Source organism: Arthrobacter sp. 05T423, assembly GCF_056396245.1.
On record NZ_JBFTLC010000051.1, the window covers coordinates 1 to 17,189 of the forward strand.

Annotated in this window: 14 protein-coding genes and 1 pseudogene; 11 read left to right on the forward strand and 4 right to left on the reverse strand. The window is 66.1% G+C overall.

Features of this window, described 5'->3' with window-relative positions; genetic code table 11:
• The first annotated feature begins 244 nt into the window (after positions 1–244).
• Positions 245–988, forward strand: coding sequence for a response regulator transcription factor (locus AC1DFE_RS22895; protein WP_476908136.1), 744 nt, complete (start codon positions 245–247; stop codon positions 986–988).
• Between the two features lie 107 nt (positions 989–1,095).
• Positions 1,096–1,956, forward strand: coding sequence for a response regulator transcription factor (locus tag AC1DFE_RS22900; RefSeq protein WP_476908137.1), 861 nt, complete (start codon positions 1,096–1,098; stop codon positions 1,954–1,956).
• A gap of 71 nt (positions 1,957–2,027) precedes the next feature.
• Here the strand turns inward: AC1DFE_RS22900 and AC1DFE_RS22905 are convergent, their stop codons facing one another.
• Positions 2,028–2,192 carry a hypothetical protein gene (locus AC1DFE_RS22905; RefSeq protein ID WP_476908138.1) on the reverse strand — a complete coding sequence of 55 codons (165 nt, stop codon included), beginning with the start codon at positions 2,190–2,192 and terminating at the stop codon, positions 2,028–2,030.
• 603 nt (positions 2,193–2,795) lie between these two features.
• On the opposite strand from AC1DFE_RS22905, the gene AC1DFE_RS22910 reads away from it, so the two are divergent.
• A complete protein-coding gene (locus AC1DFE_RS22910) occupies positions 2,796–3,266 on the forward strand; it encodes a hypothetical protein (protein WP_476908139.1) in 471 nt (156 codons plus the stop codon).
• Positions 3,253–4,245, forward strand: coding sequence for a pilus assembly protein TadG-related protein (locus AC1DFE_RS22915; protein ID WP_476908140.1), 993 nt, complete (start codon positions 3,253–3,255; stop codon positions 4,243–4,245). The genes AC1DFE_RS22910 and AC1DFE_RS22915 overlap by 14 nt, the downstream gene beginning before the upstream one ends.
• 543 nt (positions 4,246–4,788) lie before the next feature.
• On the opposite strand, the gene AC1DFE_RS22920 is transcribed toward AC1DFE_RS22915, so the two are convergent.
• Both AC1DFE_RS22920 and AC1DFE_RS22925 read right to left on the reverse strand, forming a co-directional pair.
• Complete coding sequence (locus AC1DFE_RS22920; RefSeq protein ID WP_476908141.1) at positions 4,789–6,006, reverse strand: alkaline phosphatase family protein; 1,218 nt, start codon at positions 6,004–6,006, stop codon at positions 4,789–4,791.
• An 864-nt stretch (positions 6,007–6,870) separates the two neighbouring features.
• Positions 6,871–7,827 (reverse strand): response regulator transcription factor, encoded by a 957-nt coding sequence (locus AC1DFE_RS22925; protein WP_476908142.1) that lies wholly within the window; start codon positions 7,825–7,827, stop codon positions 6,871–6,873.
• A gap of 1,066 nt (positions 7,828–8,893) precedes the next feature.
• On the opposite strand from AC1DFE_RS22925, the gene AC1DFE_RS22930 reads away from it, so the two are divergent.
• The 7 genes from AC1DFE_RS22930 (at position 8,894) to AC1DFE_RS22960 (ending at position 16,678) form a co-directional block, all read left to right on the forward strand.
• The gene (locus tag AC1DFE_RS22930) at positions 8,894–9,799 is read left to right on the forward strand and encodes a PIG-L deacetylase family protein (RefSeq protein WP_476908143.1); all 906 of its coding nucleotides are present in this window, start codon (positions 8,894–8,896) and stop codon (positions 9,797–9,799) included.
• On the forward strand, positions 9,796–10,713 hold the full coding sequence (locus AC1DFE_RS22935; protein WP_476908144.1) for an ATP-grasp domain-containing protein: 918 nt from the start codon (positions 9,796–9,798) through the stop codon (positions 10,711–10,713). Before AC1DFE_RS22930 ends, AC1DFE_RS22935 begins: the two co-directional genes overlap by 4 nt.
• On the forward strand, positions 10,694–11,974 hold the full coding sequence (locus tag AC1DFE_RS22940; protein ID WP_476908145.1) for a glycosyltransferase family 2 protein: 1,281 nt from the start codon (positions 10,694–10,696) through the stop codon (positions 11,972–11,974). Before AC1DFE_RS22935 ends, AC1DFE_RS22940 begins: the two co-directional genes overlap by 20 nt.
• A 4-nt stretch (positions 11,975–11,978) precedes the next feature.
• A complete protein-coding gene (locus AC1DFE_RS22945) occupies positions 11,979–13,082 on the forward strand; it encodes a hypothetical protein (RefSeq protein WP_476908146.1) in 1,104 nt (367 codons plus the stop codon).
• A 613-nt stretch (positions 13,083–13,695) separates the two neighbouring features.
• Positions 13,696–15,120: a glycosyltransferase family 2 protein gene (locus AC1DFE_RS22950; RefSeq protein ID WP_476908147.1), complete on the forward strand. Its 1,425-nt coding sequence runs from the start codon at positions 13,696–13,698 to the stop codon at positions 15,118–15,120.
• Between the two features lie 68 nt (positions 15,121–15,188).
• A complete protein-coding gene (locus tag AC1DFE_RS22955; protein ID WP_476908148.1) occupies positions 15,189–15,944 on the forward strand; it encodes a hypothetical protein in 756 nt (251 codons plus the stop codon).
• The gene (locus AC1DFE_RS22960; protein WP_476908149.1) at positions 15,941–16,678 is read left to right on the forward strand and encodes a response regulator transcription factor; all 738 of its coding nucleotides are present in this window, start codon (positions 15,941–15,943) and stop codon (positions 16,676–16,678) included. The genes AC1DFE_RS22955 and AC1DFE_RS22960 overlap by 4 nt, the downstream gene beginning before the upstream one ends.
• A gap of 243 nt (positions 16,679–16,921) precedes the next feature.
• On the opposite strand, the pseudogene AC1DFE_RS22965 reads toward AC1DFE_RS22960, so the two are convergent.
• Positions 16,922–17,189: pseudogene (locus tag AC1DFE_RS22965) on the reverse strand (transglycosylase domain-containing protein); the annotation flags it as partial.

The window sequence follows — 17,189 nt, forward strand, 5'->3', positions numbered from 1 at the left end:
CCCATGGCACTTGTTTCCTTTCGGGGAAGCCCACCCCCAGTGGGCCGGCCGCAAACCTTTTCCAGCCCTGTTTGGCTGACAGGAACGACTTTGCCCGGCCACCATCAAGAACCCAGGCTGGGAACCGTCAAGATCCCATCAAGACTTGATGTGACGGGCAAACCTGCCGGCCGACCCTCCGGTGCTATGGTGCTGGCTGGCCGGCAAGAGCCCACGGGGACACGGAGCACTGGGAGATAGTGGCATGGAAGCGCGGACGGCTGTCGTGGTCGAGGACGAAGCGGACATCCGCGACCTCATCAGCATGATTTTGACGGGCGCAGGGTTCAGCGTTCATTCCTTCGCCAACGGCAGCGACGGCGTCGGCGCGGCCCGGCGCCTGCGCCCTGACCTGGTGACCGTGGACCTGGGGCTTCCGGACATTGACGGCTTCGAGGTGGTCCGGCAGGTGCGGGGATTCAGCGACGCCTACATCATCATGTTGACGGCCCGGACCCAGGAAGTCGACGCGGTGATGGGTCTGGAATCCGGAGCCGATGAGTACATAACCAAACCCTTCGTGCCGCGGGAACTGCGCCACCGCGTCGAAGCGGTGATGCGCCGCCCCAGAACGATTCCAGGCGTCTCCGCGCCCCTGGATCCCGGCCCCGCACAGCGGCAGGCCCTGGAACACAACGGGCTGTGCCTGATGCCGGCGTCGCGGACCGCTGTCCTTGCCGGGAGGGAGGTGCCGCTGACGCGCACGGAGTTTGACCTGCTGTACCTGCTGATGGAGGGTGGCCGCAGGGTGCGGACCAGGGAAGAAATTGTCGCGCTGCTGCCCGGGCCCGTGGACGGGGAGGCCGGGTACTCCCGTGAGGGCCGCGTGTCGGTGCAGTTCCATATCCGGAACCTGCGCGCGAAGCTGGCCGAGTCACGGGTGGAACCGCAATGGGTGGAGACCGTGCGGGGGTTCGGCTACCGGATGACCCGGCCCCGGTCGCCCTGAACCCACCGGCGGGACATCCCCAGCCGCTGCCTAAGGTGGCACCGCCCGCCGACCTCCCGGAATGGGGTGCTACCCTATGCCCACGCAGCCTAAGTGGGGGGCCTTGAGTGGATACATCGCGTGTAGCAGTCGTGGTTGAGGATGACCCGGACATCCTGGAAGCGGTCCGGCAGGTCCTGCAGGGCGCCGGGTTCACCGTCCATGCGGCCGCCACCGGAACCGAAGGTGTCGCGGCCGTACGCCGGCACGACCCCTCCGTTGTCACCCTGGACCTGACCCTGCCCGACATCGACGGGTTCGAAGTCGCCCGCCAGGTGCGCGAGTTCAGCGACACGTACATCATCATGGTCACTGCCCGCACCGAGGAACTCGACACCCTGATGGGCCTGGAATCCGGCGCCGACGACTACATCACCAAACCGTTCCGCCCCCGCGAACTGCGGGCACGGATCGAAGCCCTGCTGCGTCGGGCCCGCGACAGGACCATGCCAGAACCCGAGACCGCTGCCGGCCACGCCCACCCCGCAGGGGCTTTCCCGGCCAGAACCGTCCCCGGGCACGAACCGGCCGGCCGGTACCCCGCCACGCCACTGGAACCGGCCTCAGAGTTGGATCATTCAGAGTTGGAACATAACGGCCTGCGCCTGAACCCGGCCACCCGCACGGTGTGGATCGACGGGGCGGAGGTAGAGCTGACCCGGACAGAGTTTGATCTGCTGCTGGCGCTGATGCGGGCCGGACGGGTGGTGCGGCCCAAAAGCGAACTTGCCCGGGTCATCCGCGCCGGTGAGTACGACACCGGGATGTACATCAGCGAGGCCGAGGAACGGACGATCGAGGTGCATGTCGGGAACATGCGCCGCAAACTCGGCGACGATGCCCGGTTCCCGCGGTGGGTGGAGACGGTGCGCGGCGTCGGCTACCGGCTGGCACCGGCTGCGCGGGTTCTGGGCGCGGTCACCAGGTAGCCGGCCCCGCGCAGGGTCTGGGTCCAGCCGCCGTGGATCCGCTACCCGAGCTTGCGGCGCAGGTTGCAGATCTAGGCGTCGATGGTCCGGTCGTCGATGGACGAGACCAGGTCTCCGGCACCGGAACGCTGTCCTGCCAGCAGGAGGGCCAGCAGGGCGCTATCCCGGACATACCGTCCTCCTTCCAGGAGCAGCCAGCAGGTCGCCTTTCGCCGGCTGTCCGCGCAGGGAAACACCTGCCGCCGTTGGCAGGCCCGCGAAGATTTCGTTGCCTTTCCCGGCTGGCGCCCAGCCCGGCCCAAGGAACCCATGTGAGATTTGACCTCCGCCATCGGGAAGCAAAGCGCCTCTTCCCGGGCCGGCAGGCCGGGCCCGGCTGCATTCCCCCAGGAAATACCGGGCCCGGCGTCCCCTGACCGTCCATGTTCTGCACGGGCTGATCAGGGCCCAGGTGCCGCGCCCGGCCCCCGCCATGGTTCGACGAACGCCGCCCCGCGCCCGCCCGCACGTTTTCGGCACTGCGTCTTCTTCACCGCCGACGTCCTCACCGCACGGCCACGAGCCCGGCCAGAGGGCACCCGACCATCACGGGCCGGCGCCGCGTGGCGGCCGGCGCCGGCGGGCTTGCTGCGCATCCGGGCCGGCCACAGGGTGCGCCGATCCGGTAAAAGGCAGGCTGCGGGGATCCTGCGTGAAAGATGATGGTTTTTGACATGGAATCTTGAGCCAACGGCAGCAGAGTAAACGGGGGCAACGTCCGTACCAGCGCGCATTAACCCTGTGTCCGCCGCAACGGTCCCGGTGCGTTGCGGACCAGTGAACGTGAGGGAAAAGGACAGATGAGCCTGCTTGCCCGGATCCCCGGGGCCAGAACCGCGCTGGCCGCCTTCGTGCTGACCGTCGTGCTGGGAACGGGGGGAGTGGCAGCCCACGCCCTCTGGCAGCAGTCCGCGACGGCCACCATGGACGTCTCGGCAGCCCGCAGCTGGCCCGGGCCGCCCGTCACCTCACTGACCTGCGCCAACAACGCCAGCAAAAAGACCGCGACGCTGCAGCTTCAGCTGCCCCAGGCAGCGGCCGTGACCTACGCCGCGTCCGGTGCGGCTTCCCCGGCCACCTACACGTGGGGAACTGTCGGCGCCGGGACACCTGCAGGGAGCCTTTCTCTGACCCAGAACTCGCCCGTTGTCACCGACAACCCCACCGGGCCCCTGACCCTCACGGTCACCGCCACCTACACCGACCAGACCGACGCGTCCGCGACCATCACCCTGACCAAAGAAAACAACGGAAAAATTGACTGCCCCTGACCCCGCCGCCATCCCACGGACACAGCGGCCGCCCCGGACAGCCCACGACGAGCAGGGCGCCATCGCTGTCCTGGTCGCGCTGATGATGGTCGTGCTCCTGGGCTTCGCCGCCATCGCCATCGACATTGCCCGGCTCACCGCGGAAAAAGCAGAACTGCAAAACGGCGCCGACGCTGCCGCCCTCGCCATCGCCCAGAACTGCGCCAAGGGATCCTGCGGGAACACCGCCGCGACCGCGACCACCCTCGCCGGCGCCAACGCCAACGACGGGTACGCCACCGCCGCCGCATCCGTGGCCGGCAACACCGTTTCTGTGCAGACCGGAACCCTGAACAAGGACGGCTCCACATCGATCGACTACTTCTTCGGCCCCGCCCTGGGCATCGACAGCGGCACGGCGACAGCGACGGCCTCCGCGACCTGGGGCAGCCCGGCCAGCGGACCGGCGATCTTCCCTCTGACGTTCTCGATGTGCCAGTTCGACACCACGCTCTCCGGCGCCACCCAGCTCATCCAGTACAACACCGGCCCCTCCTGCGTCGGACCAACCGGCCACGCCATCCCCGGCGGGTTCGGGTGGCTGAAAACCCCCTCGGGCCAATGCTCCCTGAATGTCAGCACCGCGAACGCCCAGACCCTCAGCGACAACGGCAACTCCTTCCCCCTGACCAGCCAGTGCACCACAGCCATGCAGAGCCTGAAAAACCAGACGATCCTCATTCCCGTCTTCGACCAGGCAGGCGGCAGCGGGGCCGGGGGCTGGTACAGGATCTACGGGTTCGCGGCGTTCAAAATCACTGGCTGGAAATTCGGCGGCAACGGCCAATCAGACCTGAACTGGAACAACACCGGCACCCCCTCCTGCACCGGCAACTGCCGTGGCATCATCGGATCCTTCCAGAAATTCGTTACCCTCGACGCCGCCTACACCATGGGAGGACCGGATGTCGGCGCCAAAACCATCAAACTCACCAAATAGCCGAACCTCCGCGGAGCCCGCGAACCGTCAAGGCAATCGCCGCGAACGAGCGGCCAGAAAGACCCCGGCTCCCCGTTCGCCGGTCAAACATCCATCGATGGTGTCCTCACACAGAAATACGACCTGACACCCCAACTCCCGCTCCACTGGGATGCCCTGGCCCCGGCTGACCCGTCCTCCGGCACTGGCGGAGAACCCCCCGGCCCGCTTCACGATGAGCGGCCGCCACCACAGGGCACACCGAACCACATCCCCGGCACCTCCCGATAGCCGGTGCCCCGTCGCGGTAAAAAGATGCCACGCGCCGTGGCGCAATAACTTGTGAAGGGAAGCACACTGTCTATACTTTTGGTCCAGCATCTCCGCCTGCCCAAGGCGGAGCCGCCGAACCACCACAGGAGAGCCCCGCTATGTGGCCACTTTGGCGGGACTCTTCGGCCTGCCCGAAAAACACCCGGACGGCACCTCATGACCGGGCCGGGGAGGCTCCTGCTGGATGGCGTGCAGGGCGCGGTGGCTGGCTGTTGGGCGGTTTGTGGTGTTTCAGCTCTGGGTGTTGTAGACGTCGGCTCCGAACGCGTGGACGCCGGGTGCGCCGGCGTAGCCGAGGCGGGGAAGGGAAAAGATGTCTTCAATGCTGGCCAGCAGGCTGTAGTGGTTGTACGCAACAGTTGACGTTGTTCCTGTTTTGGTGAGGGGGGAGATCACGAGGGCACCGATTTTTCCGCCGCCGGTTCCTCCGGCCACTCCGGACGGGCCGGTGGTGTGGCCTTCGGATTCATCGAAGGTGATCACCAGTACCCCGTCCTGGCTGAAGGCCGGGGATGACAGGATGGCGGGGACTTGCTGTTGCAGCCAGGCGTCCGAGGTGGCCAGGCCGCCGGGCCGTCCGTCCGCGCACGGGCTGTCGTGCCCGTCGTTGCACAGGTTAGGGGTGATGTAGGCCAGGTTGGGCGTCGTCGACACTGATTTCAGGTCGGTGGCGAGCTGGTTGAAGTTGACCACGTTTTTGGCGCAGTCGGGGGAGGATGTTATGGATTGGAAGTAGACGAACGGGTTGTGCCGGGTCGCGTACTGGTCCGTGGAGGACGCATGCTGATGGTCGTCTTCGGCGCCAAGCTCCGGGTGCTGGCAGGGCGTGGCCATGTCCTCCATGTAGCCCTTCCAGGTCTTCCCCGCAGAGCTCAACTGCCCCGCCACGGTCGGTACCGAGGCCGGGTAGACGCATCCGGCACCCTGGATCTGGCCCAGGGAAGTGGTGCCGGTGGCCTTGAAGGGGGCGTAGGTGGGGCAGTCGTCCCGGGTCATTTGATTCGAGGCTTGGCCGGAGATCTGCGCCAGGTAGTTGGGGTTGGAATTGTGGGCGATCCCGTAGTAGTTCGTGAGCAGCACCCCCTGCCCGCGGAGTGTGCCGGACAGGTACGGCGCCGATGACTTCTTGCCCCAGGTCTTGTAGTAGCCCTTGTTCTCCAGGTTGATCACGAAGACATGGCCCGGCTTCCCGCTGGTCCGTTGAATGGACTGGAGAGGAGGGTCCGTCGCGGCGGCGGAAACTGAGGACTGGCTGGCCGCTGGTGGTGTCTGTGCCGGCGGAGGAGTTGGGGTGGCTGTTGCCGGGGGAGTGGCCGTTCCCGCCGGGGACGATCCGCCGGCTGGCTGCCCTGCGCCGCAGGCCGAGGCTGCCAGCGTCAGTGCCGCTGTCATCAGCAAGCCCATGACGCGCGCCGCGAAGCGCATCCGCACGTTGTTATCCGCTCTCACCTGCATCTGCTCCGGCCTTCTCTCGAACAACCCACGGTCCCTCTGCCGTGTGCACAGACTATTCCATGCCCGCCCCGGCCGGCGTCGGGCTTACCTGCCGGTTTCCTGTGAACCCGCAGCCGCGGCCCGAGTATTGTTCCCCGCGGCACCGGCCAGGCAGAGGCTGGCCGGATGCGCCCCGTGGAGATCACTGCTGCCCTAGCTGTCCCCCGGACAGAGGGATTCTTCCGCCTTGGATGGATCGTCGCCCGTCGAGTGACCGGTGCTATGCACGGCTGGGCATTGGATAATTCGCCAGATGCTCTGGGTAACGGCGAAAGGTCGACCTTGGCGCGTGGTGCCGGGGGCTCGGGATGGATCTGTCCGGTCCACGCCGGTCCTCACAGCGAAGGCTGGGAAGAAACACCGCCCCGGCTGGGAAAGTGACGTTCCGGGCCGCAGGCCCCGGTAGTGACCTCTCCGGAGTGATCTGTCGTGGCAGGGGAGTCTCACGGGCCCTAAAATGCGTCGGGGTGTTCCAACTCCGGGAGGATGACCAATGGATCTCCCGCCAGAATCATCCTGCGGGGAGACGCACCATTGATCCACACCCAGAGGACTGAACCCTCAGGGGTAACGCTGTCCACGACACCTCTTCGTGCAGGGCGTCCCGGCTCGCGTACCTCCATTTCGTGGCCTGGTTCCGGATTCCCCCAGCCGTCCGGCGTGACGGCGTCGTGGTCTTCGGAGTTCGCGTTCATGCATCAATAAAACCAAACGGACATGAGCACTGGGGAGGGTCCCGCGTTGGTGAGCGGCTCTCGTTGGATGCGGACTTCTTCGCCGGTGACGGAACCCTGCCAAGGGTCCCGCGAGTGCCCCCGCTCAGCGGCTGGTGCCGGCGAGTAGGGTTTCACGTGTGCTTCTTGGCGCGGGCGTTGGGCCCGGGCCGGAAACTGGCACCCCATGCTGTTCCGCCGGGGTCAGCCGATACCCGATGCCGCGCACCGTCTGAACCCAGCGCTGCTGCCGGGAATGGTCTCCGATTTTGCGTCGCAGGTTAGCGATGTGCACCTCGATGACGCGTTCGTCTGACTCGGTGAGAATGGCTCCGGTGTCGTATTCCTGGTATCGGATGTTCTTGGCCAATCGCGTTTTGCTCAGCACGGTCCTGCTGTTCTCCATCAGTGCCAGCAGCAGGTCAAACTCCGTCCGGGTCAGCAGCACCCGTGAACCATTGGCCCATACCGTCCGGGTGGCCGGGTGCAGGACGAGGCCATTGTGCTCAAGGGCCGGGCTGCTGTGCCTGGCAGGCTCCGTCTTAGGCGCGGACGCGGGGGCCGGATGCGTCACGGCGGGTGGGACTGGCTCAGAGGCGGGAGCGGTAAGGGCGGCAGCACTGGCCGGTCGTTGCTGGCCGTGCGCCCGGCGGAGCAGGGCCTGGATCCGTGCCCGCAATTCCCGGGGTCGGAAGGGTTTGGTGATGTAGTCATCCGCCCCTGCCTCGAAAGCCAGCAGAGTGTCGAGTTCCTCGGTGCATGCGGTGAGCATGACGATGTATGCCCCGCTGAACTGGCGCACCTGCCGCGCCACTTCGAACCCATCAATGTCTGGCAGGGTCAGGTCCAGGGTGACGACGGCCGGTCTGTGCAGGCGGACGGCGGCGACACCCTCCCTGCCGGTCGCGGCGGGATGGGCCTGGAAGCCCGAGGCACGCAGGAGTTGGAGTACCCCTTCGCGTATGTCCTTGTCGTCCTCGATGACGACTGCCACCCGCGCCGGGTTTCCTGGGAGCCCGTCGTTCCGGGGGAGGGGGGCCGTGAGTGTAGCGGTGTTGTTCACGCATTGTCCTTTCAGCGGGGCCGGAGCCCGAGGGGGCCGACGACGACTGGGGGGGCCGGTCTCAGAGGCACTCGTCGCCGGCCCGGTCTCGTACCGGGCGACGTACACCGGCAACCAGCATGCTGGTGGCGGATCTGAACTACTGCCATGCCGCAGCTCATGGCAGCCGTACCCGGTGCTCGCTGGAGGCAGTGCGCAGTCGGGGCCCGGCTACCTGTCCCGCGGCGCGGCCTTGCGTGCCTCCCCGCGGGGCATGTGTTCATTGTGGGGAGCAGGCCTTGGGAAAAAGTGATAGCCCAGCGCCAGATGTTGCCTGAGGCCACCAATTTGGGGGGTTGCGGGCGCGGCGTTCCAAGGTATTCCGGCAGCCGCTTGGAATTCGCGCGGGGTTCGGCGAAGCCGGTATCAGCCAGTGGGCGCCCCGCTGCCGCCTTGCCTTCGGGTGTCGTGACGTCCGGTCGAAGCCGGCCGATCTGTCGGCTTCGGCCGGAGCATGCAGTGTACAGGGGCTCAACGGCTGTCGTGCCTTCGGTTCGTTTTGTGGCACTGCTCCGGGCGCCTCTTAGCCCCCGATTTCTGGCGGGAGTTGTCGTGTTTGAGTGCTGTCCTGCTGGTAGGCGGGGCTGTAGTCCGGGGGAGCCCGTTCCTGTTCAGACGAGGCCGCTGGCATCCAGGCTGTTCGCGCCCGGGTGGTGTTCAAGGGGGCGAATCGGGGGTTTCAGGAAATACGGGCGGCATGGCCGCGAGGGGCGGCCCCGGGGCCGAGTCGTCCCGGCCGTGGCGCATAAACCTTGCGAAAACCTCGGCCGACCTTGGAACCGTCCGTGCGGTGCCCCCTCCGACGGGCCCGCGATTTCTTATATGGTGTCAAAGTTTTCCGGCTGGTTCTTGAGGGAAACGGCGATGGGATCTTGAGTCTTTGGCCGGTGTTGAGGTTGGGGGCGGTTTGTTGAGGTGTTCTTGTGCTTGAGTAGCGGTTGGTCTTGCGGTTGGGCTCCGAGCATGGTGAACAGCGGTCCACCCGGACGGTTCCCTTGTATATCGCCTCTGAACCCAGGAGTTACCTTTGGTCTCTGTCTATTTCCCCCTCATCGTGTTCTTTTCACTCCTGGTGATTGCTGCCGGTGCCAGCAAGACGTGGTTTTTCCGCCATTTCAGGAAACCCCGTGCCCTTCAACTGTCCGTGCTCGGGGTCAGTGCGTCGCTTCTGGCACTCAACCTGGCCGCATACGCGTTGGACCTGGGCGGGGAGTGGCGCTCCGTCGACCTTGCCCTGACGGTCGCGGGGTCCGCCGCGGTCGTGGGCCCGATGCTGGCCTCCCGCGTTTCCCTTCCAATGGTTCGTTCGCCGCGGCGGGTGCTGGCCATCGGCGCGCACCCGGATGACCTGGAGCTCGCCTGCGGAGGGACCCTCGCTAAGCTTGTTGACTCCGGACACGAAGTTGTCGGCGTCGTCATGAGTGATGGAAAAGAAGGCGGAGACCAGCAGACCCGTTGCGGGGAGGCCCAGCGGGGAGCTTCTTTCCTGGGGCTGAACCGCCTGGAGCAGCACACCTTCACGGACACAAGGCTCGATCTTCACCAGGTGGAGATGGTGCAGGCCATTGAGGCCGCGATCAACCGGCTGAATCCGGACATCATTCTGACGCACTCCATTCACGACCAGCACCAGGACCATCAGGCGGTCCACCGCGCAACCCTCCGTGCGGCCAGGCAGCACTCCTCAATCCTTTGCTACGAGAGCCCCTCGGCCACCCGGGAGTTCGATCCAAGCTTCTTTGTGGAGATCGACGACTACATGGAGGCAAAGGTCCAGGCGGTCCAGACGCATGTGAACCAGTCGGGGAAGCCGTACATGACCCCGGAGCGGGTCCGCGGCATCGCGGCGTTCCGCGGCGGCCAGGCAAAGCGGACCCTCGCGGAGGCTTACGAGCCCGTCCGCATGCTGAGCACCGAGGCGGACATCGTATGAGCCCGAAGACCATTTTGATTACCGGAATTGGCGGACCGGCAGGAAGCGCCCTCGCCCGGCAACTGAAGCATCGGAACTACCAACTGGTCGGCACGGACCTTCGGCAGCTGCCGGCGTCGGACGATGTCCGGTTCCACCAGGTTCCCGCGGCTGATGACCCTGGCATGCTGCCGGCCCTGCGCCGGATCGTCTGGCTTCACGGGGTGGACCTCCTGATCCCGACGGTCAGCGACGAACTCCCCGAAATCGCCCTGGCCAAAGACTTGTTCGGGCCGGACGTCCAGATCCTGATCAGCGCGCCTGGCCCGGTCGCGACGGCGAACGACAAGCTGTTTACCGTGTCCCGCCTCAAGTCCCTGGGCGTTCCGGTTCCCCGGTTCGGGCTCCCGAGCGATTTCAAGGACACCCGGGCTGCCATCGCCGAGATGGGGGGACCCGTCGTCGTCAAACCACGCGTTTCCCGCGGTGCCCGCGGCGTCGTGGTTGCCGGGCGCCCCGAGGACCTGAACTGGTCCTCGCTGACCGATGACCAGATTGTGCAGGAATTCGTCCCGGGCACCGAGTACGCGCCAGTCGTCTTCCGGCCCAACCACGCGGCCATCGGCAGCGAATTCAGTGTCGTGTTGGAGAAGGAGGAGCTCTCCCACGGCCTTATCGGCAACGCCGTGCGCGTTCGGCGGCTGGCAGACGGGGAAGCACCCGACGTCCGTGACACAGCGCTTGCCGCTTCCCTCGGGCTCGGCTTAACCGGCCCGGTGGACATAGACGTCCGACGCCGGGCTGACGGGACTCCCGTGGTGCTTGAAATCAACGCGCGTTTCGGGGCCAACAGCGAGGCGGTGCCCGAATTGCTCGACGCCGTTCTTACCGAGGCAGCCCCACGGGAGGGTGCGCGTGAACCCCTCCTGGTCTGACGTCCTGATTCAACTGTGCCAGTCCCTGTTGCTCCTGGTGGGTGTGCCGGTGCTTATTCTCGGCGTGCTGAAGCTGGGCTACCTGCCGCTCGCGGGGCTGTTTTCGCTGCGCGCCGCCGGTGGGCGGGGGGCGCGGCGGCGCACACTGTGTGACGACCGACCCCTGGTTTCGGTGATCGTTCCCGCCTACAACGAAGCGGCGGTGATCGTAAACTGCGTCAGGTCGGTTCTCGCGACCACATACCAGAACATCGAGGTGATTCTCGTTGACGACGGCTCCACGGATGAGACGGCGGGCATCATCCGGGAGCTGTCGAAGGCTGACGCAAGAATCCGCTGGATGAGCCAGGACAACGCGGGCAAGGGGGCGGCCCTTAACCGCGGGATCCGGCATTCGGCGGGCAGCATCCTGATGTTCGTGGACGCCGACGGGATTTTCTCCCCGGGCACCATCGCCGAGATGCTGAAGGGTTTCGAAAGTGATCGTGTCGGGGCGGTCTGTGGCGATGACCGCCCCGTGAACCTGAACCGCGTCCAAACGCGGCTGCTCGCCCTCATCAGCCACCTTGGCACCGGTGTTGTGCGGCGCGCGCTCTCCGTGATCGGCTGCCTGCCCATCGTGTCAGGAAATATCGGCGCGTTCCGGCGGGACGTGCTCGAAGAGATCGGCTACTTTCGTGAAGATACGGTGGGTGAGGACCTTGAGCTGACCTGGCGCGTCCACGCCGGCGGGTACCAGGTGGCGTTCCAGCCGCATGCCCTGGTTTACGCGGAGTCCCCGTCCACGGTCCGCGACCTGTGGAAACAGCGTGTTCGCTGGGCGCGCGGCCTGCTGCAAACCACACGCATCCACGCGTCCATGGTCGGCAACATCCGCTACCGCCGGTTCGGCGTTTTTCTGCTGGTCAACACTGTGAGCATGATCGTCGTGCCGGTGCTGCAGACCGTCGTCCTGGTGGCGCTGCTGGTGCTGCTTGGCCTGGGCAGGGCCCCGCTCGGAACGGATTTCCTCGCCGTTCTCGGCTGGCTGGGACTGATCGTGACAGTGGTGCTCACACTGATTGCCGTCGCGTTCAACCGTGCCTGGCGGGACCTTCGGCATCTCTGGACAGTGCCCTTGCTGCCGCTGTATTCGGTACTGACCGGCCTGTGCCTGCTTGCGGCCCTCACAGCAGAAGTCCGGGGCGTGAAAGCGAACTGGAACAAGCTGCAACGCTCAGGGATCGTCAGCGTTCCGGCGATCAACGCCACCTCGGCCTGATGCAGTGAAGCCCGCCTCGAAACTGCTCCTGTCCGGGATGATGCTGGTGCTGCTGGCAGCCGGGCTCGCCTCCTGCTCCGCCACCACATCAGATCACCGGAATCTCGAAAAGAGCATCAGCCTCGGATTCGAATCAGTTACGCCCGGCCAGCCGACACTTCAGCACGTGCAGGCCAGGCTCAATGACGTCGGTGCAACAGCCGTCAGTCTGAGCGTGGGCCGTCTGGACTGGACCGCGTTCCCGTGGACCCGGTACCCGCAGGCAAACTCTGGCCCCGTCAAGGGCACCGGCCGTGACTACGTCGCGGAGGCGATCAAAGCCCTGGGATATGACGGCAACGGCCGGAAACGGAAGATCACGCTCACCGTCGACGCTCTCGTGCCGGGTTGGATCAGCACCGACCGCGGCATCGCCGGGGTCAAGCTCGACGGCAGCAGGTCGGCCGACTTCCCGAGCCTCACCGCGCTCACCAACGGACCGGTGGGGGAGCGCCTCCGCGCATTTGTGTCCGACATCGTCCGCCGGTACAAGCCTGACGCGGTCGACCTCACGGAGCTCATGTTCGACGACAACACCTTCGGTGGCGATGACCTGGCCTCCTACCGGTCGTTTGCAGGGGTGAGTGACTGGCCGCGTCGTGCTGATGGCAGCATCGATGCCGGCGCCCCCGGCATCGCCAAGTGGCGGTCAACGGCGTTGGCCGGCCTGGTGTCCCGGGTGCGCGCGGCAGCACACGCCGGCGGCGCCACCCTGGACATGGACATTCGAGCACCCTGGAACGGGGCTGATGGGGACCGGGCGGACAGCGGGCAGGATTACGCCCTCCTCGCCCAAGCCGCGGACCGGCTCGTGGTGTGGGACTACTTCGGAATCAATGCAAAGCCGGCCTCGTACTCGGCAGATCTGGCCCGAACCTTCTCGCAACGCTTTGCCGGCCGGTACGCCATGTCGGTCGGGATGTGGGCCGACAACGGATCGATCTCGCCGACCGACCTGACGGACGCGCTCAGGGCCTCAATCGACGGAGGTGCCACAGCCCTGGCCGTCACTCCCGCCAGCCTCCTCGACGACGCAGCCTGGAACGCGATCAAATCAGGCTGGCAGTAAAGCGGGCCGGAGCAGGCGCACCGCGCCCTGAGCACTGTGACCGGGCCACCTGTTCGAAGGAGGCGCCAGGCACGACAAGACAGCTACGACTAAGGGCAGGCTTAGACCTGCCCTTAGCCGCGTCTCTCTTACGGCAACCAGACTTTTGAGGAACGCCGGCGGTTGCCCGGCTGCCTCACCGACGGCCCAGTTGCTCGCCGGGGTCAGCGCCGGCAACGTCAGCGGACGTGCCCCGGGCACGGGCAACGGCTGCCCCCGGCTTGGCGGTGCGAGGCCGGGCGGACGGGCTCTTCGGCACAAAGACGACAGCATGGCGGCCACGCGCGCCCGGCCTACCCGAGGGCCCTGGAGAAAACCCGGAGGACCTTTCCTCGGGGCCAGCACCGTCCCCCCGTGACGGCCGACGTTTTCTTATGCAATCCCAAAGATCTCCAGCAGATTCTTTGGGGAGCGGCGGAAAGTTCTTGAGTCTTTGGCCGCTGTTGAGGTCCCGGCGTTTTGTTGAGCTGTTCTTGTGTGCCAGCAACGGCTTCTCTTGTGGTTGGCCTCCGAGCATGGTGAACACCGGTCCACCACGGACGAATCCACCACGAAGCCCACGCGGAGGCCATCAGTGACAGCAACACTTCAGGATGTACAGGACCAGCCTTATCTCAGGGTCATGCCCCGGAAGGTCCAGGACCGGACAAGCGCGAGGGTCACCATCGCCTGCGTCATCCCCGCCTACAACGAGGAGGACACCATCGCCGAGGTCCTCACCGCACTGCTGAAACAGACCAGGCTGCCGGACGTCATCCACGTCGTGATCAACAATTCCGACGACGAAACCTTCTATATCGCCCGTGAGTTCGCCGGCCCGCATGAGCACACCTACCAGGACGTCACCTACCGCACGGAAGTGTTCATCCACGACATCGGCGTTAACAAGGACAAGAAAGTCGGTGCCCTCAATTACGGCTTCGCCCAGGTCTGCGACGACTTCGACTACTTCCTCGGCGTGGACGGGGACACCGTGGTGGACAAGCACGCCGTAGAGCACCTCGAAGAGGAGATCCTCAGCGATCCCCGGATCGGCGGGATCTCCGCCATCTACACCGTTGCTGAACACCCCGACAAGGGCTTCACCGCCAAATTCCTCACCGCCGGGCAGCGTGCCCAGTTCGCGGCGTTCAACATGGACAACCTGCTGCGCGGCCGGAACATGGCCGTCCTCGGCGGACAGTGCTCCATCCTGTCGATGGAAGGGCTCAAGAACGTGATGGTGGACAACCGCCAGTCCACGCCATGGGTGAAGGACTCGGAGGTGGAGGACTCGCTGCTGTCGCTGCAGATCAAGAACATCGGCTACGCCACCAAGATCTCCGCCCGGGCCAGGGCCGCGGTGGGCGGCATGGACACGCTGCGCTCCCTCGACGGACAGCAGGTCAAATGGAACTACGGGGCGATCGACCTGATGTGGCCGGGCCAGCGGAGCAACACCCCCGGCCAGCCGCTCCACCCGAACCTGCGCCTGCGGTGGAGCGAGAACATCTCGATGGTGTTCAACATCCTCACCCGGGTCAGCTTCATCCTGCTCCTGGCGGCGTCCCTGAGCATCCACGCCTACGTGTTCTACCCGGTCTGGCTGATCCCGCCCATCGTGGCCGTGATCCTGAACCTGCGCATCGCCCTGTCCATCCAAGGCAAGTCCGGCCGGGATATCGCCTTCGCCCTGCTCGCCCTGCCCGCGGAGTTCTACCTCTGGCTGCGGATGGGACACTTCCTGCGCGCCTGGACCAAGTTCTTCACCAGCAACCAGACAGATAACTGGGCCGCCCAGGCCAGGGCGGAACGCGGCGCCGGGTCCGCCTACCTGATGCCCGCCATCATCTTCCTCGTCGTCAGCGCCGGACTGATCTTCACCTGGCTTCGCCTTCCCATCGACCTTCAGTCGGCCATCCTGTCCATCGGCTGGCCCATCCTGTACATCACCACCATGGTGCAAACCACCTTCATGCTCCGCAAAACGTTCCGCAGCCACCGCGGCTTCCACGCATGAGCCTCACGTCAGCCGGGAGGGCCCGCCCCCGGCACCGCACCGGCACAAACACCACGAAGGAACCCGCCATGACCGTCACACCGGCCCGCCGGAAAAACCGTCACGCCATCCACGCCGCCCTGTCAGTCCTCGCGCTCGGCACGGCCCTGACGCTCTCCGGCTGCTCCATTCCCGGACTGCCCGGCCCCACCGGCGCACCGGCCACCGACCAACCCGCAGCCCTCGTCCCGGTCTCCGCCACCACCCCCACGGCAGCAGCCACAACTCCGGCCACCACAGATGCAGCGACCGCGGCCACGCCGGCCACGACACCGGCACCGCCGGTCCGGAAAGCACCCGCACCGCTATGGAAATCCGTCCGGGGCGACCTGGCCAGCGGCTCCAAGACCCACCGGCTCGGGGCCGCCGCGCACACCCTGGTCATCGACTACTGGACCACCGAAGACCCCGCCTCCTGGACACCCGACTCCTCACCGATCATCAACCTCAACGCCCGGATCGACGGCGCACCCACCGGGGAAGCCATCAAGGTGACCAGGTTCAACACCCGCGTCGACGCGCTCGGCACAGTCCTGGCCAACGACACCGGCAACTTCGCCATCGACCCGCCCTACGCCTACTCCTCGGGCGTCGTGGTCCCCGCCAACCCCAAGGCCACCAGCACCAAGATCGTTTTCACCATCGACCTGCTTACCGAAACCGCCCCCGGAACCGGAATCTTCACCCGCCAAACCATCCTCGACTCATTAACCATCGGCTACCCCAAACCCGGCGCGATATTCGCCGCGACAGCCGCCAAGACCGCCGGGACGGTCCAGCCATGACCGGGGCACCGGGATCACCGGCACCCACGGCCGTGGTGATCGAAGACGACCCGGAGACTGCCGCGTTCATCACGGCACTTCTGCGGGAATGCGGGTTCACCGTCCACACCACCGCCAATGGCCCCGACGGGATAGCAGCAACACGAGAGCACGCACCGGTGCTGGTCACCATGGACCTCGGGCTGCCCTGCATGGACGGCTTCGAAACCACCCGGCAGATCCGGCAGTTCAGCGATGCCTACATCCTGGTCATCAGCGGCAGCAACGATGAACAGGACGTGGTCATGGCCTTCGGCGCCGGAGCCGATGACTACCTCACCAAGCCCTTCCGCCCGCGCATCCTGCAGGCACGGGTTCAGTCAGTCCAGCGCCGGCCCCGCCAAGACCCGGCAGGCCCGCCCCCTGCGTCCCGTCCGGTGCTTGAACAGGGCGGCCTGGTACTGGACCCCTGGGCGCGCACCGTGCAGGCCGACGGGGCCGAGGTCACCCTGACCCGGAAGGAATTCGACCTGCTGCGCCTGCTCCTGGAAGGAGGACGCCGCATCCGGACCCGCACCCAGCTTGCCCTCCTGCTGGGCGGCGAGCGGACCCGGGACGGAGAGCTGATCTCGACCATCGGGGAGAAATCAATCGACGTCTACATCTGCAACCTGCGCCGCAAGCTCGGCGGCCAGGGCCACGGCGGCTGGATCCAGACCCTGCGCGGAGCCGGTTACCGGCTGACCCTTCAATAGACGACCCGCACCACGATGACCCGCAGCAGGATTGACACACGGCCACGGCATAAACCGGGGCTCAGTACACCCCGTCGAGGATTTCGGAGCGGTCCCTGTAGGGCCCCAAAGGGAAACGGATGAAAGGACGGGCGAATATCGCGGACGGCTTCCTCGGGGCGGCATTAGAACGCAGAAAAGGGCGGGTGCTTTAGCACCCCGAGGAGCCCCTTCGACGGCGCCATCTTTGGATGGTCATGAAGGTCAGCCGAAGTCCGCGGCAAGGCGTTCCTTCACGCTGGCCGGCATGGTGGAGCAGGCGTCGTCGTTTCCCAGAGTGTCCGCGTGGTCGCTGGCAGTGTCGGTGATGCCGATAGTTGCCACTGCTGCCTTCCATCCGCCCATGCCGTCAAGTTGCTGGGGCACCCACACGTTGGCCGCCCCGTTGATCAGATCCCATGCCTTCCGGTTGGCGTTCGGACCCAGGTCGATGCCGCCATCGGGCGCTCGGCGCACCAGGTCTGGCAGCGGC